At 76.0% G+C, this 21,379-nt stretch carries 21 protein-coding genes; 6 read left to right on the top strand and 15 right to left on the bottom strand.

What is annotated here, in order from left to right; all coding sequences use genetic code 11:
- Positions 1-23: 23 nt before the first annotated feature.
- Positions 24-815 (bottom strand): TSUP family transporter, encoded by a 792-nt coding sequence (locus tag CCE01nite_RS03815; RefSeq protein ID WP_034635143.1) that lies wholly within the window; start codon positions 813-815, stop codon positions 24-26.
- Positions 816-998: 183 nt separating this feature from the next.
- Positions 999-1,268: a hypothetical protein gene (locus CCE01nite_RS03810; RefSeq protein ID WP_034635140.1), complete on the bottom strand. Its 270-nt coding sequence runs from the start codon at positions 1,266-1,268 to the stop codon at positions 999-1,001.
- Between the two features lie 307 nt (positions 1,269-1,575).
- On the opposite strand from CCE01nite_RS03810, the gene CCE01nite_RS03805 reads away from it, so the two are divergent.
- Together CCE01nite_RS03805 and CCE01nite_RS03800 are read left to right on the top strand one after the other, a co-directional pair.
- Positions 1,576-3,030: a M14 family metallopeptidase gene (locus tag CCE01nite_RS03805; RefSeq protein ID WP_141371995.1), complete on the top strand. Its 1,455-nt coding sequence runs from the start codon at positions 1,576-1,578 to the stop codon at positions 3,028-3,030.
- A 229-nt stretch (positions 3,031-3,259) separates the two neighbouring features.
- On the top strand, positions 3,260-3,748 hold the full coding sequence (locus tag CCE01nite_RS03800) for a group II truncated hemoglobin (protein ID WP_052104397.1): 489 nt from the start codon (positions 3,260-3,262) through the stop codon (positions 3,746-3,748).
- A gap of 48 nt (positions 3,749-3,796) precedes the next feature.
- On the opposite strand, the gene CCE01nite_RS03795 is transcribed toward CCE01nite_RS03800, so the two are convergent.
- From CCE01nite_RS03795 to CCE01nite_RS03785, 3 genes are all read right to left on the bottom strand, one after another.
- Entirely contained in the window at positions 3,797-4,714 is a 918-nt protein-coding gene (locus CCE01nite_RS03795; protein ID WP_034634011.1) for a hypothetical protein, read from the bottom strand.
- Positions 4,711-5,355: a SigE family RNA polymerase sigma factor gene (locus CCE01nite_RS03790; RefSeq protein ID WP_084142901.1), complete on the bottom strand. Its 645-nt coding sequence runs from the start codon at positions 5,353-5,355 to the stop codon at positions 4,711-4,713. The genes CCE01nite_RS03795 and CCE01nite_RS03790 overlap by 4 nt, the downstream gene beginning before the upstream one ends.
- 93 nt (positions 5,356-5,448) lie before the next feature.
- Positions 5,449-6,246, bottom strand: coding sequence for a methyltransferase domain-containing protein (locus tag CCE01nite_RS03785; protein ID WP_034634010.1), 798 nt, complete (start codon positions 6,244-6,246; stop codon positions 5,449-5,451).
- A 209-nt stretch (positions 6,247-6,455) separates the two neighbouring features.
- Between CCE01nite_RS03785 and CCE01nite_RS03780 the strand changes: the two genes are divergently transcribed.
- The gene (locus tag CCE01nite_RS03780; protein WP_034634009.1) at positions 6,456-7,031 is read left to right on the top strand and encodes a dienelactone hydrolase family protein; all 576 of its coding nucleotides are present in this window, start codon (positions 6,456-6,458) and stop codon (positions 7,029-7,031) included.
- A gap of 81 nt (positions 7,032-7,112) precedes the next feature.
- Here the strand turns inward: CCE01nite_RS03780 and CCE01nite_RS03775 are convergent, their stop codons facing one another.
- The gene (locus CCE01nite_RS03775; RefSeq protein WP_084142900.1) at positions 7,113-8,270 is read right to left on the bottom strand and encodes a hypothetical protein; all 1,158 of its coding nucleotides are present in this window, start codon (positions 8,268-8,270) and stop codon (positions 7,113-7,115) included.
- A gap of 107 nt (positions 8,271-8,377) precedes the next feature.
- On the opposite strand from CCE01nite_RS03775, the gene CCE01nite_RS03770 reads away from it, so the two are divergent.
- Entirely contained in the window at positions 8,378-8,980 is a 603-nt protein-coding gene (locus CCE01nite_RS03770) for a TetR/AcrR family transcriptional regulator (protein ID WP_034634008.1), read from the top strand.
- Positions 8,981-9,183: 203 nt separating this feature from the next.
- On the opposite strand, the gene CCE01nite_RS22335 is transcribed toward CCE01nite_RS03770, so the two are convergent.
- From CCE01nite_RS22335 to CCE01nite_RS03740, 6 genes are all read right to left on the bottom strand, one after another.
- A complete protein-coding gene (locus CCE01nite_RS22335) occupies positions 9,184-11,142 on the bottom strand; it encodes a glycoside hydrolase family 11 protein (RefSeq protein WP_052104396.1) in 1,959 nt (652 codons plus the stop codon).
- A gap of 394 nt (positions 11,143-11,536) precedes the next feature.
- Positions 11,537-13,249, bottom strand: coding sequence for a cellulase family glycosylhydrolase (locus CCE01nite_RS03760; RefSeq protein ID WP_034634006.1), 1,713 nt, complete (start codon positions 13,247-13,249; stop codon positions 11,537-11,539).
- 173 nt (positions 13,250-13,422) lie between these two features.
- Positions 13,423-13,665 carry a helix-turn-helix domain-containing protein gene (locus CCE01nite_RS03755; protein WP_034634002.1) on the bottom strand — a complete coding sequence of 81 codons (243 nt, stop codon included), beginning with the start codon at positions 13,663-13,665 and terminating at the stop codon, positions 13,423-13,425.
- A complete protein-coding gene (locus CCE01nite_RS03750; RefSeq protein WP_034634000.1) occupies positions 13,665-14,162 on the bottom strand; it encodes a DUF2975 domain-containing protein in 498 nt (165 codons plus the stop codon). Before CCE01nite_RS03750 ends, CCE01nite_RS03755 begins: the two co-directional genes overlap by 1 nt.
- A gap of 232 nt (positions 14,163-14,394) precedes the next feature.
- Positions 14,395-14,688 carry an AzlD domain-containing protein gene (locus CCE01nite_RS21170; protein WP_034633997.1) on the bottom strand — a complete coding sequence of 98 codons (294 nt, stop codon included), beginning with the start codon at positions 14,686-14,688 and terminating at the stop codon, positions 14,395-14,397.
- The gene (locus tag CCE01nite_RS03740; RefSeq protein WP_141371994.1) at positions 14,685-15,431 is read right to left on the bottom strand and encodes an AzlC family ABC transporter permease; all 747 of its coding nucleotides are present in this window, start codon (positions 15,429-15,431) and stop codon (positions 14,685-14,687) included. The genes CCE01nite_RS21170 and CCE01nite_RS03740 overlap by 4 nt, the downstream gene beginning before the upstream one ends.
- A 28-nt stretch (positions 15,432-15,459) precedes the next feature.
- Here CCE01nite_RS03740 and pdxR point away from each other — a divergent pair, with 28 nt between their 5' ends.
- Both pdxR and CCE01nite_RS03730 read left to right on the top strand, forming a co-directional pair.
- Positions 15,460-16,875 (top strand): MocR-like pyridoxine biosynthesis transcription factor PdxR, encoded by a 1,416-nt coding sequence (pdxR, locus tag CCE01nite_RS03735; protein ID WP_141371993.1) that lies wholly within the window; start codon positions 15,460-15,462, stop codon positions 16,873-16,875.
- Positions 16,876-17,060: 185 nt separating this feature from the next.
- Positions 17,061-18,632 carry a histidine kinase N-terminal 7TM domain-containing diguanylate cyclase gene (locus CCE01nite_RS03730; protein WP_141371992.1) on the top strand — a complete coding sequence of 524 codons (1,572 nt, stop codon included), beginning with the start codon at positions 17,061-17,063 and terminating at the stop codon, positions 18,630-18,632.
- Between the two features lie 7 nt (positions 18,633-18,639).
- On the opposite strand, the gene CCE01nite_RS03725 is transcribed toward CCE01nite_RS03730, so the two are convergent.
- The 3 genes from CCE01nite_RS03725 to CCE01nite_RS03715 form a co-directional block, all read right to left on the bottom strand.
- Positions 18,640-20,157: an MATE family efflux transporter gene (locus tag CCE01nite_RS03725; RefSeq protein ID WP_141371991.1), complete on the bottom strand. Its 1,518-nt coding sequence runs from the start codon at positions 20,155-20,157 to the stop codon at positions 18,640-18,642.
- A 93-nt stretch (positions 20,158-20,250) separates the two neighbouring features.
- On the bottom strand, positions 20,251-20,661 hold the full coding sequence (locus CCE01nite_RS03720; RefSeq protein ID WP_141371990.1) for a hypothetical protein: 411 nt from the start codon (positions 20,659-20,661) through the stop codon (positions 20,251-20,253).
- Between the two features lie 104 nt (positions 20,662-20,765).
- The gene (locus CCE01nite_RS03715; protein WP_141371989.1) at positions 20,766-21,236 is read right to left on the bottom strand and encodes a DUF6223 family protein; all 471 of its coding nucleotides are present in this window, start codon (positions 21,234-21,236) and stop codon (positions 20,766-20,768) included.
- Positions 21,237-21,379: the final 143 nt, after the last annotated feature.

Raw genomic sequence — 21,379 nt, 5'->3', positions numbered from 1 at the left:
CGCCGGTGACGACGGTCGGAGGGTCAGGCGACCAGGTCCCACGCGAGGCGCACGACGAGCCCCGCGACGACGACGAGGAACACGACGCGCACGAACCCGCTGCCGCGCGCGACCGCCATGCGCGCACCCACGTAGCCGCCGACGACGTTCGCGGCGCCCATCATCAGGCCCAGGACCCAGAGCGGTGCGCCGGTGAGGGCGAAGACGACCAGCGCCCCGAGGTTGGTCACGGCGTTGATGATCTTCGCGTTCGCGGACGCCTCGAGGAACGCGAAGCCCAGCAGCCCGACGAGCCCGATGACGAGGAAGCTCCCCGTGCCGGGCCCGACGAGCCCGTCGTAGCCGCCGACCGCGAGCCCCAGCACGACAGCCGCGCCGGTGTGCCGCACGCCCGACCAGCGCAGCTGCGTCACGCGCCCGGCGGCGGGCCGCGCGAGCGTCCACACGGCGACGACGACGAGCGCGACGAGGACGATCGGCGTGATGACCTCGGGCGGCAGCGAGCTCGCGAGGGCTGCGCCGCCCGCACCGCCGAGCAGCGCGGCGACCGCCATCGGGGCCGCGGTGCTCAGCCCGGGCCGGACGCGCCGGTAGAACACCACGGCGCTCACCGTCGTGCCCATGATCCCGGCGAGCTTGTTCGTCGCGAGGGCCTGCACGGGCGAGACGCCGGGGACCAGCAGCAGCGCCGGGAGCTGGAGCAGGCCACCGCCGCCGACGACCGCGTCGACCCAGCCCGCGAGCAGCGCCGCGAGCAGGAGCAGCAGGACCGTCGAGGTGCCGAGGTCGGCGACGTGCGCGAGCGCGTCGGTCACGGGGCCGGGGTGGCGGTGCGGAGGCGGGCCGTCGGGTCGAGGGGTGCGGTGCGGCTCGGCGCACGCGTCGGTCGCGGCATGGGGTCAGTCTCGCGCACCCGGGCGCGCGGCACGGGACGACACCGGGCTGTCGCGGTCGGCCGCTCCACCCGGGGCGCCGAGGCGGGTGGGGTCGGTCGCGGGTCAGGGAGCGGCGACCACGTACGTCGCGAGGCCGCCGACGACGACACCGAGCGAGATCACGAGCGAGAGCAGCCAGACGACGGTCAGGTCGCCGAACGACCGCCGCCCCGGGCTCGCCCCGCAGTGCGCGCACGGCTCGTCGGGCTCGGCGGTGTCGACGGCGGAGGGCAGGCGCACGTCCCAGAGCCGGTCCTCGACCGGCGTCCAGCGGTGCCCGTCCCAGAAGAACCTCCCGTTCGGGGAGTACCGGGGCTGGTCTGCGTATCCCATGCCCGGTTGATCGGCCGTCCCCCCGCACCTCGTGAGCGGCCGCCAGGGTGGTTCCGCTCGAGTTCGCCCGGACGGCGGGGCACACCGGTCGTCCCCTTCGGCTGCCCGGGCGACCGGCGGCCGGCCGGTGCGCGCCGAGGACGATGGTCGGGACCGCACCCGGACGCCCGCCGGTGCCCGGCACCCGGCGGGTGGGCTCCGGGTCCGGCTCGGCTCCGGCCCACGCCGTGACCACGCCGGCGCCCGGCGCCGCAGGGTCCGGCTGTCCGCGGGAAGGGTCGGCCCGGGCGGGGGCGGCGGGTGCACTATGAGGGCGGCGAGGCGGATGGTCGGCTCCGAGGGGCGGCGGACGGTCGACGGCGAGCGGCGGCCCGACGCGGTGCAGCGGTCGACCCGCTGCGCGCCCGACCCCGACCTCGGCGCCTCCCGTCCGGGCCCGGTGCCCGGCAACGCCGTCCTGGCCGCCGCGACCGTCGCCGCGCTCGGCACCCGGGAGACCGCGACCGCCGCTGCGCTCGGCGCCCAGGGGACCGCGACGGCCGGCCGGGCCGTGCAGCGCGCGCCCGACCCCGCGAAGGTCGCCGCCGCCGCGACGCAGGCGACCCAGGCGACCGCCGACGCCCAGCTCCTCCGGACGATCCAGCTGCTCCCGCCGCTGCCGGGCCAGTTCGCCGTCGCCGGCGCGCTCCTGCGGGCTGCGGCGCAGGCCGGGGTCCCGATCGGCCTCGACGCCGCCGGCAACGCGGCGACCACCGCGCACCTGTTCGCGGGCAAGGTGCCGGACGTTGCGCTCGTCGTCGCAGGCGTGCACGGCTCCGAGCAGTCGGGGGTCGAGGTCGCGGAGCGGCTGCTCGTCCAGCTCCGGACGATGCAGCCGCACTTCACCGTCGTCGTCGTCCCACGCCTGTTCCCCGCGAACGTCGCGTCGCGCGGGGCGTGGGAGGAGAAGCTGGCGAAGACCCAGTCGGGCATCGCCGTCGCGAAGTACCAGCAGCTGCGCAACGCCGCGAACGACCCCGGCCGGGCGACGCCGGGCGAGATGGACCCCAACCGGCAGTTCCCGGACCTCGGCAAGGACCTCGACCTGGCGAAGCCGCTCGACGCGAAGGGCAGGGTCGTCGAGCCGTCGAACATCGCGCTGATGGCCCTGATCGAAGCCTTCAAGCCGTCGCGGATCGTCTCGGTGCACGCGATCAAGGACCTCGGGCAGGCGGGGATCTTCGCGGACCCGCACCCGTCCACGGCCGCGGCGGGTGACCCGCAGGCGCAGGCCGCCGACGCGCTCGCGCTGACGATGGCGAAGCGGGCCGACGCGCTGGGGGTCAACACGCGCGGTAACCGCCGCGGCACGGCGTGGACGAGCCTGTACCCGGGTCAGGACAAGGCGCTCTCGGCGAAGCAGATGGCGGTCGAGGCGGCGCGGGGCCGCTCGCTCGGGCAGTGGGCGCCGTCGCGTGGCATGACGGTCGTGACGGTCGAGGTCGCGGAGCAGCACCGCAGCGGCTCGGCGGTCGCGGACCCGGGCCGCGCGGCCGAGCTCGAGGCCGAGGCGACGGTGATCCGGGAGATCTTCCTCGGCCCGCCGCCGCCCGCACCGGCTCCCGTGCCGGCGGCCCCCGGTGCGGCGACGCCCGCGGTGCAGCCGAGCGCTGTCCAGCGCAGCGCCGTCCAGCCGGGTGCGGTGCAGCGGCTGCTCGTGCGGGGAGCCGGGGCTGCCGGGAACGACGCGGCCGCGTGGCTCGTGGAGCGACTGCGCCGCTGACCGCGGCCACCGTCGCAGGCGCCACGCCCCCCCGCAGCTGCGACGCCCCCGCAGTCGCCACCCCCCGCAGCCGCCACCCCTCCGGCAGCCGCCACCCCTCCCGCAGCCGCCGCGTCCTCGATCCGGGTGGCCGCCCGGCCCGGCGTCGCTCCGCCGAGGGCAGAACGACGAGCCTTGTCGCCCGTGCGGAGCTCGTGCCACGGTGGCGGGACGCCCCAGGGAGGCACCCGTGACCGAGCCCGCCGCACCGACCGTCGACCCCGCACCCGCGCCGCCCGACGGCGCCGAGAGCCTGTACGAGCACGTCGGCGGGACGGACGGGCTGCGCCGGCTCGTCGCCGCCTGGTACCCGACCGTGCTGACCGACCCGCTGCTGCAGCCGCTGTTCGGCGCGGGTCACCCGGCGCACGTCGAGCACCTCACGGCGTTCCTCGCGGAGGTGTTCGGCGGCCCGACGCGCTACACCGACGAGCTCGGCGGGTTCCCCGCGCTGCTCGCCCCGCACGCGGGCAAGGCGATCCGCGAGGACCAGCGGCGCCGGTTCGTCGACCTCTTCCTCGCCGCCGCCGACACCGCCGGGCTGCCCGACGACGCCCGGACGCGTGACGCCCTGCGCGCGTACCTCGAGTTCGGCACGGAGGTCGCGGTGCAGAACTCGCACGCGACCGACGCCGCCGGGCTGCACCCGTGCCAGGAGGTCCCGCGCTGGGAGGCGTGAGGGCCGCGGCCCCGGCCTCGGGCCTCACGCGGCCCGACGCGGTTTGGGTCAGCAGCTCTCCCAGGCGGTGCAGCCGGAGTTCTCGAGCGACGGCTCGACGGGCAGGGAGTGGACCAGGCGCTGCTCGACCACGACCGTGGTGGTCAGGCCCGAGCCCAGCTCGAGCAGCAGGCCGGTCGCCGGGTCGCGGACCAGGTGCGGGGCCCCGTTCTCCGCGCCCGGGCGGTCGAGGACCTCACCGGGGCGGCCCGTCGCGTCGGACCCGGACGTCACGGTGGTCCCGGGCAGCCCCGCGGCGACGGCCCAGGCGGCGTGGCGCAGTCCCTCGGGCAGACCGCTCTGGATCAGCAAGTCGTACGCCATGCCGTAGACCTTCTCGTCGTCCGTGCCGCTGCGGCGGTCCGGCTCGATGCTCGCGCGGAAGACCTGCTCGAGGGCGGCGGGGTCGGTGGGCAGCCGGCTCACGTCGCGCAGCATCTCGACCCGCTCGCCGTCGATCACGAAGGTCCCGATCACCTGCCTCGGCCCGAAGCTGTCGGCGTTCGCGTAGTCGCCGTTCGAGGCGCCCAGCCCCGGCTGGTGCGGGCTGATCCAGGTCTCGCTGGTGGAGACCTCGCCGTCCGGGCCCGTGCTGCGGTTCAGCGTGTACCACCAGGCCCCGGGCGGGATCGGCGAGCCGTCCGCCGGGTCGGCCGCGGCCGTCGGCGTGGGCTCAGCCGGGGCGGACGGTGCCTCGGCCGTCGGCTGCGCGGGCAGCAGCGTGACGGTGCGCGGCGACCACGGCTGCGCCTGCGCGACCCAGCCGGTGCCGGCGACCACGCCGGCGAGCACGAGCGTCCCGACCGTCCGGCGCAGGGCGCGGCGCCGACGGGCGCGGGGGATCACGCGCGAGGTCCGGACGCCGATCCGGGGCACGACCGCGTCGAGGCGGGCGAGCAGGTCCTGGGCGTCGTCGTCGGTGGTCATCGTCCGCTCCTCGTCGTCGAGCCGGTCGTGCGCGTCACGGGGTCCGCCCGGCCGCCCGGGGGGTGCGGTGCGCGGGGGGTCTCCTCGCTCAGCACCGCCCGGAGCCGCGCGAGGCTGCGCGACGCCGTCGACTTCACGGTGCCGACCGTGATGCCGAGGTCGTCGGCCACCTCGCGCTCGCTGAGACCCTCGAAGTGCCGCAGCACCACGACGCGGCGCTGCCGGCTGCTCAGCGTCGCGAGCGCGCGCACGAGCTGGTCGCGCTCGGCGTGCCGGTCCGCCGCGGAGGCGTCGCCGTGCTCCGGGACGTCGGCCGGGTCGACCAGCACCTCGCGGCGCCGCCGCCGCCACGTCTCGATCCGCAGGTTGGCGAGCGTCCGGCGCGCGTACGCGAGGGGGTCCCGCTGCCGGGCCCGCGGCCACGCGAGGTAGGTGCGCACGAGCGCCTGCTGCACGAGCTCGTCCGCCTGGTGCACGTCGCCGCACAGGAGCCAGGCGGTCCGTGCGAGGGCCGGCGCGGCCTCGGCCATGAACGCGGCGAACTCGGTGTCCCCGGCGCCCGCCGGCAGCACCAGCCCGACGGGCGCGCTCTCGTGCGCCGGCGGCGGCGTCGTCCCGGCGGCTCCCGCCACGGTCCCCATGCTCATGCTGTGTACATGCTCGGGGCGGGCGAAAGGTTGCGTGCCCGCGCGGACCGGCTCGGCGGACGCCCGCGGGAGGCCGGCCGCGGGGCGCTACCCGACGCGGTGCCCGACGGCGAAGACCCGCGAGAAGCCGAGCACGACCCCCCACTCCTCACGCGGGTAGGCGTGGTCGAGCGCCGCGGTGTAGTCGTCGAGGAACGCCGCGCGCTCGGCGTCGTCGGTCAGCACACCGAGCACCGGCCGCAGACCCGTGGCGCGCACCCACTCGAGCACCGGGGACGCCTGCGCGCCCGCGGGGTCGAGGACGTGCTCGTACGTCGTCGTCCACACGTCGGGCTCGAGCCCGAGGCGGGCCAGCGCCGCGAGGTACTCGCGCGGGGACGCGACGGCGGCCGCCCGCTCGAGGTGCGGGAGCAGGTCCGCCGCGCGCGGGTGCCGGGCGGCGACCTCGCGCATGAGCCGGTGCGAGGGCGCGTCGAAGTTCGCGGGCACCTGCAGCGCGAGCCAGCCGCCGGGAGCGAGCGCGTCGACCCAGCGGGGGAGCAGGTCGAGGTGGCCCGGGACCCACTGCAGCAGCGCGTTCGTCACGAGGACGTCGACGGGTCGCCCGAGGGTCGCCGGGTCCCAGTCCTCGGCGCGCGCCTCGACCCACGCGACGCGGCCCTCGACGTCGAGCGCCCGTGCCGCGTCGAGCATCGCGGGCGAGGAGTCGACGCCGACGACGCGCGCCCCGGGCCACCGCTCGGTCAGGCTCAGCGTGAGCGGGCCGTCACCGCACCCCAGGTCGACGACGAGCCGGGGGTCCGGCGCGTCGATGCGGGCGAGCAGGTCGGCGAACGGCCGGCCGCGGTGCGTGCCGAACAGCGCGTACTGGCGCGGGTCCCACATGGCGGCTCCTCGGCGCGGCGGCGAATATCTTGACGTCAAGATACCTGCCGGGTGGGCGCGCGTCGACGAGCGCGCACGACTCGCACCCGCCCGAGCGTGCAGCGCGGCCGGGCCGGGCGTCCTACCGTGGACGCGCCAGACCACTCGATCGCCCGCCCGGGCCTGCCGCCGACGGCCGGCCGCGCGGGCGCACGCGACGGGAGACCGCGATGGCCGAGGTCCTGCTGTTCCACCACGTGCTCGGGCAGACCGAGGGCTTCCACGCGTTCGCCGACGAGCTGCGCGCCGCCGGCCACGTCGTGCACACCCCCGACCTGTTCGACGGAGCGACGTTCCCCACCGTCGAGGCCGGCATCCGGTTCGCGGGGCAGACGGGCTTCGACGTGCTCGGCGAGCGTGGCGTCCGCGCGGCCGAGGGGCTGCCCGACGGCCTCGTGCACGCCGGCATCTCGTTCGGCGTGATGGCCGCGCAGCGGCTCGCGCAGACCCGACCCGGCGCTCGCGGTGCCGTCCTGCTCGAGTCGTGCCTGCCCGCGTCCGAGTTCGGCGCGTGGCCCAGCGGCGTCCCGGTGCAGGTGCACGGCATGAGCGAGGACCCGTTCTTCGCGGGCGAGGGCGACATCGACGCGGCACGGGCGCTCGTCGCCGAGGCCGAGGACGGCGAGCTGTTCGTGTACCCCGGCGACCAGCACCTCTTCACCGACCGCTCGCTGCCGTCCTGCGACGCGGCTGCGGCGGCGCTCGTCACCGAGCGTGTTCTGGCGTTCCTCGCCCGGCTCGAGTAGCGCGCCGGCGCTCCGGGCCCGCCCCCGCACGTCCAGGAGCGACGTTTACGGTCCGCCCGCGAGCGCCGCCCCGGACCCGTCTCAGTGCGGCGCGTCCGCCGCCGGGCGTCGCCGCACCACGGACGCGACCGCGCAGAGCAGCAGCCCGCACGCGACCCACGCCGCGAGGACAGTGGCCGGCGCCGCTGCTCCCGCGCCGTCGAAGTACGCGGTGCTCCGCAGCAGCGTCCCGGAGGCGCCCGGCGGCAGCAGCTGCCCGAGCGCGCCCCACGGCGGCGCGAGCAGCTCCGGCGCCGACGTCATGCCCGAGAGCGGGTTGCCGACGAGCATCACGAGCGCGGCGCCGACCGCGAAGCCGGGGGTGCCGGCGAGCGACTCGAGGCCGAGCAGGGTCAGTGCGATCGCGGCGATGCCGAGCGACAGCCCGAGCGCGACGGGCCAGAAGTCCCCCGACGTGCTGCCGTACCCGGCGTCGAGGACGGCGGCGAGCGTGGTCCCCGCGGTGAGGGCGTACGCGCCCGCGGCGGCGACCCGCAGCCAGGGTCGGCGCGGGAAGAGCCGGACGAGCGCGATCGCCGGGAGCATGCTGCCGAGCGTGATCGGGAGCGCGGCCGCCGCGAGCCCGGCCCCGCGGGGGTCGCCATCCGGCAGGGGGACGACGTCCTGCGTCGTGACGGGCGTGCCCGACTGCTCGGCGAGCGCGCCGCCGACCCCGGTGAGCAGCTGCGCCACGGCCGGGCCGGCGCCGCTCGCGACGACGACCGTCGCGCCGTCGGGGGCCAGCACGAACCCGCCGTACGCCTCGCGGTCCAGGACCGCCTCGCGGAGCGCGTCGGCGTCCGGGTAGGTCGTGGCGTCGAACGCTCCGGGCTGCGCGGCGGCGAGCGCCTGTCGCACGCCCTCGACGGCGGGCGCCGGTCCGGCGATGCCGATCGGGACGTCGTGCGGCTCGGACGTCACGGCGGGGAGGGAGAAGGCGACGAAGATCGTGGCGATCGCGGCGGTCAGCACCAGCACCAGGCCGGCCGCGGTGACCCACGGGTGGTGCGGGGAGGCCGGCACGGGGTCGGCGACGTCGCCGCGCCCGAGCGTGGCCGTGGCGGACGGCGCTGCGCCGGCGGTCCCGGCGGGAGCGGTGCCCGGCGCGGCGGTGCCGGACGGCTCGATGCCGGACGGGCCGGTGCCGGACGGGCCGGTGCCGGAGGGGGTCGTGCTCTGGGGTGCGTGCACGTCGGTCATGAGGGGCTCCTCGGTCGCCGCGTCCCCGGGTCGGGGAGCGATGCTCCGAGCGTAGAACTCATCGCGTGTTGAATTCAACACCTGATGAGTTTCGTTAGGCTGCGGACATGGGCGAGGCAGTACGACGCGGTGGACGGCGGGCCGGGCAGAGCGGGACGCGCGACGCGATCCTCGACGCGGCCCGCGCGCAGTTCGCCGAGCGCGGCTTCGACCGCGCGACGATCCGCAGCATCGCCACGGCGGCCGGCGTCGACCCCGCGCTCGTGCACCACTTCTTCGGCACCAAGGACGAGCTGTTCGCGAGCGCACTCGAGCTGCCGTTCGACGCGGCGGTCATGCCCGACCTGTTGGCCGGGGACGTCGGCACGGTGGGGGAGCGCGTGGTGCGCCACTACCTGCAGGTCTGGGCCGACCCCGTGACCGGCGCGCGTCTGCAGACGGTGTTCCGCTCGGTGGCCGCACGGCCCGAGGCGCTCCAGATGGTCCGCCGGTTCGTCACCGAACGGCTGCTCGAACCCGTCGCGGAGGCGCTCGGGCCGGACCGCGCCGCGCTGCGGGCGGAGCTCCTCGGCGCCCAGCTCGTGGGCATCGCCTTCGCGCGGTACGTCGTGCGGCTCCCGCACCTGCAGGAGCTCGAGGTCGAGGAGCTCGTCGCGCTCGTGGGCCCGTCCGCACAGCGGTACCTCACGGAGGACCTGCCCGGGGCGTGACCGCGGGCGCGTCGCCGGGGTCGCGCCCGGGACGAGGAGAGGGACGACGCGAGGCCGCCGGACCCGGACCCCGCAGGAGCGGAGCGCCGGGCCCGGTGGCGGGACGACGCGAGGCCGCCGGACCGGGACCCCGCGGGAGCGGAGCGCCGGGCCCGACGGCCTCGGTCGACCAGGTGGAGGTCGCCCTCCCGATCAGGTGAGGGTCAGCCTCCCGCGCAGGTGGCGGGCGGCGTGTTGCTGTTGCCGTTCTTCATCACCGTGACGCCGAACGAGTTCCCGTTCCCGTTGGGCGTGAACGCGGTCCCGTTGCGGGTGGCGTTCCAGCTGCTCTGGATCGACTGGCCCGAGCCGAGGCTCAGGTTGACGGTCCACGCCGAGCTGCCGCTCACGGTGTAGGTGACGTTGAACCGGTCCGACCAGTCCTCGGCGCGCGTCGCCGTGACCGTGCAGGTCCCTGTGCCCGGGTTCGGGTTCGTCGGGTTGGTCGGCGTCGTCGTGCCGCCCGACGGGGCGACGGCGCGACCGGTGCTCGTCGAGATGTGGCCGGTGCACAGGTTCCGGGCCGCGAGGTCGGACAGGATGCCCGGCAGCGCCTGGATCGTGGCCGTGGGCCAGTCGTGCATGAGGATGATCTGGCCGTTGGTCAGGCGGCTCGCCGCCTGGCGGATCTGGCTCGCGCTCACGTTGTTGTAGTCCTGCGAGTCGACGTCCCAGAGGACCTCACGCAGGCCGAGCGAGGACTCGACCGACCTCAGCGTCGCGTTGGTCTCGCCGTACGGCGGCCGGAAGATGTTCGGCGTGACGCCGGCGGTCTGCTGGATCGCCGTCTGCGAGCGCGAGAGCTGCGACTGGATCTCGCTCTGGCTCATGTTCACCAGGTGCGGGTGGTCCCAGCTGTGGTTGCCGATCTGGAAGCCCGCGTTCTTGTAGGCCTGCATGAGCGACGCGTTGTTCGTCGCGTTCGAGCCCGTCGGGAAGACGGTCGCGGTGGCGCCGGCGTTGCGGAGCGTGCTGATGAGCTGGTTCGTCGTCGCGGGGGTGGGCCCGTCGTCGAATGTCAGCCCCACGTAGCCGGCCGAGCAGCTCGACGTGGCCGGGGGAGTCGTCGTGGTCGGGCTCGGGTTGGGGTTCGGGTTGGTCGTCCCGCCGCCCGAGCAGGACGCCGACGGTGTCGTGTTGTTGCCGTTCTTCATCACGGTGACGCCGAACGAGTTGCCGTTGCCGTTGGGCGTGAACGTGGTGCCGTTGCGCGTGGCGTTCCAGGCGCTCTGGATCGACTGCCCGCTGCCGAGGCCGAGGTTGACGGTCCACGTCGAGCTGCCGCTCACGGTGTAGGTGACGTTGAACCGGTCGGACCAGTCCTCGGCGCGCGTCGCGGTGACCGAGCAGCCGCCCGTCCCGGGGTTGGGGCTCGTCGTCGTGGTCGGGTTCGGGTTGGGGTTCGGGTTGGACGTCCCGCCCTCGCTGACCGTGATGTTCGAGCTGCCGGAGCTCTGGTAGCCCTCGGTCGCCATGACCATGTAGTCGTGGGTGCCGAGGTTCATGCCCTTGCTGGCCCAGGCGTCGAAGTGGTTGCCCGTGGTGATCGTGCCGCCCGTGCGCTTCTGCTGGCGGACGCTCCAGTACTGGTAGAACGTCGAGCGGTCGCCCTCGATGGAGGGCTGGTTGACGCGCTGGGTGCGGTAGATGTCGTACGTGCCCCCGTCGCTCGTGACCGTGCCCATGTTGGTGCCGGTCGGGCGGTACGTGCCCCAGTTGTCGACGATGTAGTACTCGACGAGCGGGCCGCGGGTCCACCCGTAGAGCGTCAGGTAGGAGTTCCCGTTGGGGGTGAAGGTGCCGGAGTAGTTGACGACCTTCCGGCCGCCGGTCTGCCAGCCCTTGCCGCCGACCCAGTTGTTGATGCCGGACCACGAGGAGCGGTAGTTCCCGCCGTCGCCCATCGTGAACTGGACGTTCCCGCTGTCCTTCCAGAACGAGTAGAACCAGCCGTTGTGCGTCCCCGTGCCGTTGTTGGTGAGGGTCACGTCGGCGGCCTGGGCCGGTGCCGCGGCGACGAGGGCGCCGACGGCCAGCGTGCTGGCGGCGGCGAGGCCGGCCAGTGCGCGGACCAGCCGGCTGCGCCTCGGCGCACCGCGGGTGAGAGTCGTGCTTGCGGACATCCTGCACTCCTTCGTGCCGAATCGGCGTCGAAACTTTCGGATTCCGCGACGTGATCTTGTGGAAGCTCTGGCGGCGCGGAGACCCGGGCGAACCGCGTCGGCGTCGACGCGGTGGCCGTTCCCGGCGAGTGTGGAGCGGTTTTCCGGCGCAGGCAAGGAGCGGGGCTCCCTCGAGGGCCTCTATGAAACGTTTCTCACCACACGATAGTTTCGAGACATCCCGACACCTTTTGCGTGGTAGCCCTCCCGACACCGTTGTCCTGGGGTCGGTCGTGCACGTCACCCGGGCCCGGCATGACGACGGCGCGCACCGCGCGGGACGAGTGCCCCGTGCTGTGCGCGCCGTCGCGTGCGCCTCGGCCGTCCGCGGAGCGGGTCCGCGGGCGGCCGGCCGTCAGCCGACCGTGCCGGTGACCGCCGTCCCGTTCCGGACGACCGTGTACGTGACCGTCTCACCGCTCCAGAAGTGGAACGTCAGGACGACCGGGGCGCCGTCGGTCACCTCGGCGAAGAACGCCGGCCGCAGCACGATCGTGCCCGCCGCGGTGTCGGGGGCGAACGTCACGTCGTACTCCTTGAAGGACGTCCAGCTGTGCGGCCCCGCATTCGTGCCGTCGAGGTAGCGCGCCTCCATCGTCGCGAGGCGGTCGCCGCGGAACACGGTCGGCACCGCGAACGCGTCGGTGGTGCCGGTCGCGTCCTGCAGCACCGGGGTGTCGGCGCTGACGAGCTCGACCCGCCACGGGAGGCCCTTGGAGAAGCGGACCTCGAGCACCGCGCGCGTGCCGTGCTCGCCCGAGCCGACGAGCCGGGTCAGCAGCGCCGCCGGCAGCGTGAGCGCGTCGCCGGCGAGCGTGAAGTCCGTGCCCGCCTTGAGCTTCTTGCCGTCGAGGTACAGGCCCTTGAACGTCTGGCCGTTCGGGTTCAGCGTCACGGTCTGCGCCGCGACGGCGCCGGGGCGGACGAACACCTGGTCGGTCGACGCGGTGCCCGAGCGGCGCGTCCAGCTCGACCGGATGTGCGCGAACAGCGCCGGGTCGCTCCACGTGAACGCGGTGCGGCTCAGGTGCTGGCCGTTGTCCCAGAGCATCGTCGTGACGCCGGTCGTGCGCGCCTGGTGGCCGAGGGCCTCGAAGAACTTCAGCTTCTCGCCCTGCTCGATCGTCCCGGTGTGCCGGTCGAAGCCGAGCAGGCCGTACTCGCCGAGGATCACGGGGATCCCGCGCGCGACGAACGTGTCCCGCACCCGGGCGAACGTCCCGGTCAGGTCGGCCTGCGCCGCGGCGTCGAACCGGGTGCCGCCCGCGACGTTCACGCTGAACGGCCAGTACCCGTAGTAGTGGAACGTCGCCGCCAGGTTCGGGTCGTCGAGCTCCTCGAACGTCGCGACGAGCGCGTCGAGCCGGCCCTGGTCGGCGTTGGTGTGCAGCGTCGGCAGCACCAGCACGCGGTCGGCGTTGCCGCCGCCCGACGAGCGCACGACCTCGTGGAACGCCGCGTTGAGCTCGTGCAGCAGCGCGTAGCTCTGCTCGTCGCCCGACGTGCCCGCGAACTGCGGCTCGTTGATGCTCTCGAACAGCAGGGTGCGCGGGTGGTCACGGAACCGCTCGGCGAGCTGCTCCCACGTCGCGGTGAACTGCGCGAGGACCTCGTCGTGCCGGGTCGGCATCTGGTTGGTCCACATCCACGAGTCGTGGTGCAGGTCGAGCAGCACGCTCAGGTCGGCGTCGAGCGCCTGGTCGACGACCTCCTCGACCCGGTCGAGCACCGCCGGGTCGATCGTGTAGGTCGGCGCCGGACCGGAGTGCTGGCCGAGCGTCACGGGGATGCGGACGCTCTGGAACCCGGCGTCCTCGACCGCGCGGAGCAGGTCCTCGGTCACGCGCGGGTTGCCCCACGCGGTCTCGTCGGCCCCGACGGCGTCGAGCGTGTTGCCGAGGTTCCAGCCCGGCTGCATCTCGGCGACGACCTCGGACGCGGGGTCGACGGCGGCGGGACGCGGGCCCGCCTGCGGTGCGGTGCCGGCGCTCGCGGGAGCGACGACGGTGGTGGTCAGTGCGAGTGCGGCGGCCAGAGCGGTCAGGCTCGTCCAGGCGGGTCGTCTCACGGGTTGCCCTTCTACGCGGGGGGCCTCGTTGCCCCGGGGGCGCGGTGCGACACGGGCCGCGGCGGCTCGGTCGTGTCGAAGCGCTTCGATCGCAGCGTAGGGACTCCGTGCCGGAAATGCACCCCCTCTCTCGGGGCTGCGTGCGGCAGGCTCGAGCTGGACCCCTCCCCGGCCTACGCCTCGCCCCCGACGGCTGCCGGGTCCCCGTCGCGCGCCGGCTCCTGGCGCAGGAGGTCGCCCGGCTGGCAGTCGAGCGCCTCGCACAGGGCCTCGAGCGTCGTAAACCGGACCGCCTTGGCGCGGCCGTTCTTGAGCACCGCGAGGTTGGCCGGGGTGATGCCGACGCGCTCGGCGAGCTCGCCGACCGACATCTTGCGGCGCGCGAGCATGACGTCGATGTCCACGACGATCGGCATCAGATCACCTCGTCGAGCTCGGCGCGCAGCGTGCTCGCGGTCGTGTCGAGCGCGACGGCCTTGGCCAGCAGCGCCCGCATCACGAGCACGAGCAGCGCGATCCCGAGGCCGCCGACCGCGCCGACGCCGATGAGCAGGACGATGCCGGGCGCCACGGCCTCGCCGGGGGCGAGGAGCACGCCGAGCGCGAGGGCGAGCACCGAGCCGACCACCGCGGCGCCGATCACGACGTCGACGTACCGGAAGGCCGCGGTGCTGAACACCGTGTCGCGCCGCACCATCGTGAGCAGGCGCCAGAGGCAGACGAGCGCGACCTCGACCATCGCGACGGCCAGGAAGCAGATCACGACGATCGGCCAGCGCAGGTGGGTCAGCTCGCCGACCTCGCCGCCCGGGTCGACGGACAGCAGCGGCAGCATCGCCGCCTGGAGCACGAGCATCGCCGCGAACATCAGCACGATCACCACCCGCAGCGCGAGAACGGCCATGCGACCCATGTCGTGCACCTTCCGTCGACCTATCGAAGAACGATAGGAATCTATCGTTCTGGGCGTGGATCGGCAAGGGTGCCGGGCACGACTCACCCGCGCGGGTGCCCGACGACGCGGCGTCCGGCGGCACGGTGCCCGACGATGCGGTGGCCGCAGGCGCGGCGCCCGACGACGCGGTGGCGGCAGGCGCGGTGCCCGACGACGCGGTGGCCGCGGGCACGGCGCCCGCCGACGCGGCTCAGGCGAGCAGCAGGTCGGCGAGCGCGAACCCGGCGAGCCCGCACACCAGCGTGAGCAGGAGCGAGCGCCGCAGCGCGCCGAGCAGCGCACCGGCCGCCGCGGCGAGCACCGGAGGCTCGGGCAGATCCCCGCCACCCAGCAGCGCGACCGCCGCGAGCGCGGCGAAGAGCGGGGCCGGCAGCGCGTCGAGCACGTCCGCCGCGCGCCCGTGCGGCGTCGGCAGGAGCGTCATCGGCAGGACCCGCGACGCCACCGTCACGAGCGTCACGGCCAGCAGCAGGGCGGTGGTCACGGCCGCACCTCCGCTCCGGTGCCGGCGGGGGCGGCCGTCCTCGTCCCTGGGCGGTCGGCGGCGGCCGTCGTGCGGGTGCCGTCCGGGTCCTCCCGGCGGCGGCGCACCGTCGCGGAGCACGCGACCGCCACGACGACGGCCGCGAACGCCCCCGCCGCCGGCGCGGCGAGGGTCGCCGCCCCGGTCAGCACCGCGGCGCCCGCGGCGCGCCGCACGTCCGCGCGGGACCGGCACGTGAGCGCCGAGAGCCCGACGAAGAGGATCACGAACACGACGCCCGCGACCTCCGCCGCCCCGAGCAGGTCGGTGCCGAGCACCCCGGCCGCGGTCCCGGCGACCCACGCGGCGTACGCGCCGAGGCCGACGGCGACCATGGTCGGGGCGGCGGGGCGCGTGCGGGCGACGGCGAGCCCGACGGTCTCGTCGAGCAGGACGAGCGCGAGCAGGCCGCGCCGACCGCGCCCGGCCGGAAGCCGGGGGAGGACCACCGCGGCGAGCGGCACGTGGCGCAGCCCGAGCGCCGCGACGGCGACCAGGACGCCCTCCGGCGACGCGCCGGCCTGCGCGAGGCCGACCATCGTGAACTGCGCCGCCCCGGAGAACAGCAGGACCGACGACGCGACGGTCGCACCCTGCCCGAGGACAGGGGCGGCGCTCGCGCCGTAGATGACGCCGAAGACGCCGATCGCGGCGGCGACGGGGAGGGCGTCGAGCAGGAGTCCGGCACGCGGTGATCTGTCCATGGCTCGACGGTAGGGACACACTGGTCCCGTGCCCGGGTCCAATCCAGCGGTTCCGTCCGGTACCAATCCGTCCCCGCACCTCGAGCTCGCGCCGGTCGCCGGAGCCGCCGTCCCGTCCCTCGCGCTCGCCGAGGAGCTGCGTCGGGCGGTGCGCGACGGCCGGCTGCCCGGCGGGTCCCGGCTCCCGCCGTCGCGCGGCCTCGCGGAGCAGCTCGGCGTCTCGCGCGGCGTCGTCGTGCGGGCCTACGAGCAGCTCGTCGCCGAGGGGTACCTGCGCGGACGCACCGGCTCGGGCACCGTGGTGAGCGACGTGCGGGTGCCGCCGCCTGCACCGGTGCGCCCACCGCGCCCGTACGTGCCGGCGAACCCGGGCGTGCCCGCGCTCGGCTGGTTCCCGCGCACCGAGTGGCTGCGCGCGGCCGAGACGGCGATGCGCGGGCTCACCGACCGCGAGCTCGGGTACGGCGACCCCCGGGGCCACCCCCGGCTGCGCCGCGCGCTGGCCGCGTACCTCGGGCGCACGCGCGCCGTCGTCGCGCCCGAGGACCGCGTGGTCGTCACCGCGGGGTTCGCGCAGGGCGCGCGGCTCGTCGCGGAGGTCCTCGCCCGGCACGGGGTCGCGGAGGTCGGGGTCGAGGACCCGGGCTCGGCCGGCGTCGTCGCGACGCTCCGGGCGGGCGGCGTGCGGACCGTCGCGGTCCCGGTCGACGAGCAGGGGGTCAGCACGGACGCGCTCCTCGCGAGCGACCTGCGCGCCGTCCTGGTCACGCCCGCGCACCAGTTCCCGACCGGCGCGGTGCTCACCCCGGCGCGGCGCACCGCGCTGCTCGCGTGGGCGGCCGGGCGCGACGCGGTGGTCGTCGAGGACGACTACGACGCCGAGTACCGCTACGACCGCTCGCCCGTCGGCGCCGTCCAGGGCCTCGCGCCGGACCGGGTCGTCTACGGCGGGAGCGTCTCCAAGAGCCTCGCGCCCGGGCTGCGGCTCGGCTGGCTCGTCGCACCGGCCGGGCTCGTCGACACGCTCGTCGAGGTCAAGCACCACGCCGACATCGCGGCGCCGGTCCTCGAGCAGCTCACGCTCGCGGTGTTCCTCGAGAGCGGCGGGCTCGACCGGCACGTGCGGCGCACCGCCGCGCGGTACGCGGGCCGCCGGGCGCACCTGCTCGCGAGCACCGAGCGGCACCTGCCGGGGTGGCGCGCGACGGGCGTCGCGGCAGGCCTGCACGCCGTCGTCGTGCCCCCGCGCCCGGTCCCGGGGGACGTGCTCGACGCGATGGCCGCCGCTGCCGGGGGTGTGGGCGTCGTGCCGCTCGCCGCCTTCGCGCACGGCGGCGCCCCGGGGAGCGGGCTCGTCGTCGGCTACGGCGACGCCTCGCGCGACCAGCTCGACCGCGCGCTCGGCGCGATGGCGGTCGTGCTGCACGGGACGCGCCGCGGTTGAGCGGACCGCGCGCCCGCCCGGTCCGCACCCCCGCCCGGTCCGTGCCCCGGCCCGGTCCGCACCCACGCCCGGTCCGTGGCCCCGCCCGGCCCGCACCCCCGCGTGCCGTCACACGGCCGGGTGGAACCCGCGCGTCATCCGGGTGCACCGCGTCCGACGTGCTCAGATGCGCTCCGTCGAGGCCGATGGACGACGAGGAGGTGACCGTGCCCACGCTCGTCGAGATCATGTCCGTGGTCGCCGCCGTCGTGGCGACGGTCACGGGCGTGCGCGTGCTGCGCCGCCGCCGCACCTCCCCGCTCGCGCTCCCGCTCGCGGTCATGCTGTTCGCGGCGTCCGAGTGGGCCACGGCGCGCGCGCTGCTGCACGTCGCCGCCCCGTCGGTCCCGGCGACGGTCGCCCTGCACTACGCCGTCTTCCCGGGGGCGGCCGTCGTCGTCGGCGCCGCGTTCTGGTACTTCCTGGTCCTCTCGGGCCGCACGCTCTCGCGCCGCACCGCCGTGCTGCTGTGCGTGCACCCGGCGCTGCTCGTGCTCGTCCTGCTGACCAACCCGTGGCACGAGGCGTTCCTGCGCCTGGACGTCGTCGACGGGACGGTCGTCGACGGCGTCGGGCCGCTGTTCTGGGTGCACAGCGCGTACAGCTACGCGCTGCTGGTGCCCGGCATCGGCCTCGTGCTGCGCGCGATGACCCGCGCGGTCCCCGGGCACCGGCACGTCTACGCCGTCGCGGTGCTCGGCGCCACGGTCCCCTCGGTCGGCAACGTGCTCACGACCGTCATCGCGACCCGGTCCGAGAACCTGCACCTCACGCCGGTGTTCTTCCTCGTGAGCGCCGCGATCTGGGCGTGGGTCGAGCGGTACCGCCAGCACAGCCGCGTCGTCCCCGTCTCGACCCGCCAGGTGCTCGAGGCGCTCGCGGACGCCGTCGTCGTGCTCGACCCGGGCGGCCGGCTGCTCGACGTCAACGCCGCGGCCCGCGTGCTGCTGCGCCGCCCCGACGGCACGCCGCTCGACGACCGCGCGATCGGGGCGCCGTGGCGCGAGCACCTCGGTCCCGAGCTCGGCGAGGTGATCGCCGACGGCGGGAGCCGCGTGCTCACCACGCCCTCGGGCGACGTGCTCGACGTGCGCGTGACGCAGATGGCCGACCACGGCGACCGCGCGGTCGGCACGGTCGTGGTGCTGCGCGACGTGACCGAGCTCGAGCGGCTGCGCGCCGAGCTCGCCCATCAGGCGACGCGCGACGGGCTCACCGGGCTGCACAACCGGCGCGCGTTCGAGCAGCGCCTCGGCGAGGCCGTCGCGCACGCCCGCTCGACGGGTGCGCCGCTGAGCCTCGTGCTGCTCGACCTCGACCACTTCAAGGCCGTCAACGACACGCACGGCCACGCCGTCGGGGACCGCGTGCTCGTCGCGGTCGCGGACGCGCTCGCCGCCGCGGCGGCCGACGGCGAGACGGTCGCGCGGATCGGCGGCGAGGAGTTCGTCCTGCTGCTGCCCGGCCTGACCGCGTCCGAGGCCGCCCGGCGGGCCGACGAGGCGCGGGCCCGGTGCGCGGGTGCGGCGGTCGCGGTGCCGGGCGGGGACGTGCGCGTGACGATCAGCGCCGGCGCGGCCGAGCTGTCTCCCGACGGCACGTCGGACGGGGTCCTGCGGGCCGCCGACGTCGCGATGTACGAGGCGAAGGCCGCGGGACGCGACCGGGTCGTGACCGCACCCGAGCGCGGGGTGCGACGCCGCGCCGTCCGCCGCTAGGGAACGGTCAGGAGCCCGTCGAGCAGCGCTCGTCGGAGGCCCGGGTGCCGGTGGCGTGCCTCGGGGCCGCGGCGGGCGTGGCGGTGGTGCCGTGCGTGGTGCCGGTGTCCGACACCACCGCGTCGAGCACGTCGCCGTCCGACGTGAGCTCGCCCAGGACGACCGGGTCGCGCCGGCCCCGCGTCCGGGCGGCGACCTGCTCGGCGAGGGTCCGGTGCGCGCGCACGTACGCCGGGACGAGCAGCGCGAGCGCCGCGAGCCACGCCAGCGGGTTGCCCCACACGACGCCCTCGTAGCCCCACGACGCGCCGAGCACGACGGCCGCGCCGACCCGGCAGATCAGCTCCAGCACCCCGGTGATCGTCGGCACCCACGTGTGGCCGAGGCCCTGCAGCGCGCCGCGCAGCACGAACAGCGCGCCCAGCACCGCGTACAGGACGCCGTTGACGTGCAGGAAGTACGCGGCCATCGACACGACGGCCTCCTCGCCCGGGCCGACGAAGAGCCGCACGAGCGTCGCCCCGCTCAGCGCGATCCCCGCGCCGAGGACCGCGGAGCCGCCGACCGTGAGCCACAGCGCCTGCACGACGCCGGTGCGGATCCGGTCCGCCCGGCCGGCGCCGAGGTTCTGCGCGGCGAACATCGACACCGCGAGCCCCGCGGACCCGAGCAGCGCCATCGCGAAGTTGTCGACCCGCGACGCCGTCGTGTAGGCCGCGACGGCGTCGGCGCCCAGGTCGTTGAGCCGGACCTGCACCGCGAGGATGCCGATCGCGATGATCGACGCCTGGAACCCCATGGGCAGCCCGAGCCGGAGCTGGTGGCGCAGCTCGTCGCGCGTGACCCGCCAGTCCTCGCGGCGCACGTGCAGCGCGGGCACCCGCCGGCGCACGTGCGCGAGGCACAGCGCGACCGACACCGCCTGCGACACCACGGTCGCGAGCGCCGCGCCGCCGACGCCCAGCCCGAGCCCCGGCACGGCGCCGAGGACGAGCACGATGTTGAGCACGCAGCTCGCGACGAGGTAGAGCAGCGGGGTCCGCGAGTCGCCGATGGCCCGCAGGACCGCCGAGAGGTAGTTGAAGAACATGATCGCCGCGGCGCCGAGGAACGTGACGACGGCGAACGTCGTGGCCTGCGGCAGCAGCTCGGGCGGCGTGCGCAGCAGGCGCAGCGCGGGCTCGGCCAGGAACGGCGCGACGGCGGTGACGAGCAGGCTCGCGCCGGCGCTGAGGATCGTGCCGGCGGCGACCGACCGGCGGACGGCCCGCGCGTCGCCCGCGCCGAAGGCCTGCGCGGTGGGGATCGCGAAGCCCGTCGTCATGCCCCACGCGAAGCCGAGCAGCAGGAACAGGAAGCTGCCCGTCGCGCCGACCGCGGCGAGGGCGTCGACCCCGAGCACCCGCCCGACGACGATCGCGTCGGTCACCTGGTAGAGCTGCTGGACGACGTTGCCGAGGAACAGCGGCACGGTGAACAGCGAGATGACGCGCCAGGGGCTGCCGGACGTCAGGGATCGGGGCACGGCGGGTCCTCCGCGAGACTGGGACGGGTGTGTTCGCGGTGGTCGGTCGTGCCGGTCGCTCGCCTCTATCGGAACGTTTCGACCGGGGGTTCGTCAAGCCGGGTCGCGGGTGGTTCCTCGTGCGCGACGGCGGCGTGCGCGCCCGGTGCCGGGTGCGGGAGCGGGTCCGGGTGCGACAGCCTGCTCGGCCAGCGCCCGACGTGCGACCGCCTGCTCGGCCGGGGGCCGACGTACTGCCTCCTGCTCGGCCCGGGCCTGGCGAGCGGCGACGCGGGCGACCGCGGCCTCGACGGTTTCCGGAGGGCGGGGGTTGCGGGCGCTCCGCGCATCCGTCCGTCGCGCCAGGAAGTAGCTGCCCGGACCGAGGCCGAGGACGAGCGCCAGGCCGGGCCAGGGCGAGCTGCCCTGTGCCCGGTCGAGGGCGACGACGCCGACCGCGAGCAGCCCGAAGGTGATCGCCGCCCCGGTGTCCCAGCGGTCCCAGCCGCCCCTGCGCTCCGCCACGGTGTCCTCCGCGTCCCGTCCCCGCGGGCTCGTGCGACCCGGAGCGGCATCGTCCCACCGGCGCCGCCGGCCACGTCGCCGGCATCCTCGCCGGCGCCCGCCGGTCAGACGCGGGAGCCCTCCCGAGCCCGGACCAGCGCCCGGGCGCCGAGCGCGATCGCGACCACCCCGAGCACGACGCCGACCACCGCGCCGCCGAGGCCGTTGCCGGTGCCGAGCCCGCCGTCCGCGGTCGCGGCGTAGAACGCGCCGAGCCCCGCACCGACGAGCCCGAGGGCCACCGCCGCGACGGCCCACGCCCGGCCGGACCCGGGGCCGCCGGTCCGCCCGCCTGCGCCGCGGCGCAGCGCGAGCCCGCCGGCGACCACCCCGGCGAGCGCGACGACGGCGACGACCGTCGGTCCCAGGCGCCCCGGGGTCATGCCGGTGACGGGCGTCGAGGCGGTGACGGCCTGCGCGGCGGCCTGCGCGGCAGCCGGTGCGGCGGCCGCCCACCCCGCGAGGACCGCGGTCGACGCGGCGGCGGTCGTGGCGAGGACGCGTCGGGCCGGCGTCCCCGGTGTGCGTGTGCTCATGGCGTTCTCCTCGTGTGCGTCGGTCCGCGGCCGTGTGGTCCGCGGGCGGGCCGTGGTGCGTCGGGCCGTGGTGGCTCGGCCCCGGGGTCCGGGGTCGAGGCCAGCGTCCGCCCGCCGGGCACCGCCGGTCGTCGTGCAGGCGC

Source organism: Cellulomonas cellasea (assembly GCF_006538745.1).
Classification (GTDB): Bacteria; Actinomycetota; Actinomycetes; order Actinomycetales; family Cellulomonadaceae; genus Cellulomonas_A; species Cellulomonas_A cellasea.
This window is presented reverse-complemented; position numbering and strand designations above follow the sequence as displayed.

Excerpts from the sequence above, each read along its gene's own strand:
- CCE01nite_RS03785 (WP_034634010.1), bottom strand. The coding sequence starts at position 6,246 with ATGTGGGACCCGCGCCAGTACGCGCTGTTCGGCACGCACCGCGGCCGG.
- CCE01nite_RS03805 (WP_141371995.1), top strand. The coding sequence starts at position 1,576 with ATGAGGGCGGCGAGGCGGATGGTCGGCTCCGAGGGGCGGCGGACGGTC.
- CCE01nite_RS03730 (WP_141371992.1), top strand. The coding sequence starts at position 17,061 with ATGGACGACGAGGAGGTGACCGTGCCCACGCTCGTCGAGATCATGTCC.
- CCE01nite_RS03780 (WP_034634009.1), top strand. The coding sequence starts at position 6,456 with ATGGCCGAGGTCCTGCTGTTCCACCACGTGCTCGGGCAGACCGAGGGC.
- CCE01nite_RS22335 (WP_052104396.1), bottom strand. The coding sequence starts at position 11,142 with ATGTCCGCAAGCACGACTCTCACCCGCGGTGCGCCGAGGCGCAGCCGG.
- CCE01nite_RS03810 (WP_034635140.1), bottom strand. The coding sequence starts at position 1,268 with ATGGGATACGCAGACCAGCCCCGGTACTCCCCGAACGGGAGGTTCTTC.
- CCE01nite_RS03755 (WP_034634002.1), bottom strand. The coding sequence starts at position 13,665 with ATGCCGATCGTCGTGGACATCGACGTCATGCTCGCGCGCCGCAAGATG.
- CCE01nite_RS03770 (WP_034634008.1), top strand. The coding sequence starts at position 8,378 with ATGGGCGAGGCAGTACGACGCGGTGGACGGCGGGCCGGGCAGAGCGGG.
- CCE01nite_RS03750 (WP_034634000.1), bottom strand. The coding sequence starts at position 14,162 with ATGGGTCGCATGGCCGTTCTCGCGCTGCGGGTGGTGATCGTGCTGATG.
- CCE01nite_RS03715 (WP_141371989.1), bottom strand. The coding sequence starts at position 21,236 with ATGAGCACACGCACACCGGGGACGCCGGCCCGACGCGTCCTCGCCACG.
- CCE01nite_RS03790 (WP_084142901.1), bottom strand. The coding sequence starts at position 5,355 with ATGGGGACCGTGGCGGGAGCCGCCGGGACGACGCCGCCGCCGGCGCAC.
- CCE01nite_RS03740 (WP_141371994.1), bottom strand. The coding sequence starts at position 15,431 with ATGGACAGATCACCGCGTGCCGGACTCCTGCTCGACGCCCTCCCCGTC.
- CCE01nite_RS03775 (WP_084142900.1), bottom strand. The coding sequence starts at position 8,270 with ATGACCGACGTGCACGCACCCCAGAGCACGACCCCCTCCGGCACCGGC.
- CCE01nite_RS03795 (WP_034634011.1), bottom strand. The coding sequence starts at position 4,714 with ATGACCACCGACGACGACGCCCAGGACCTGCTCGCCCGCCTCGACGCG.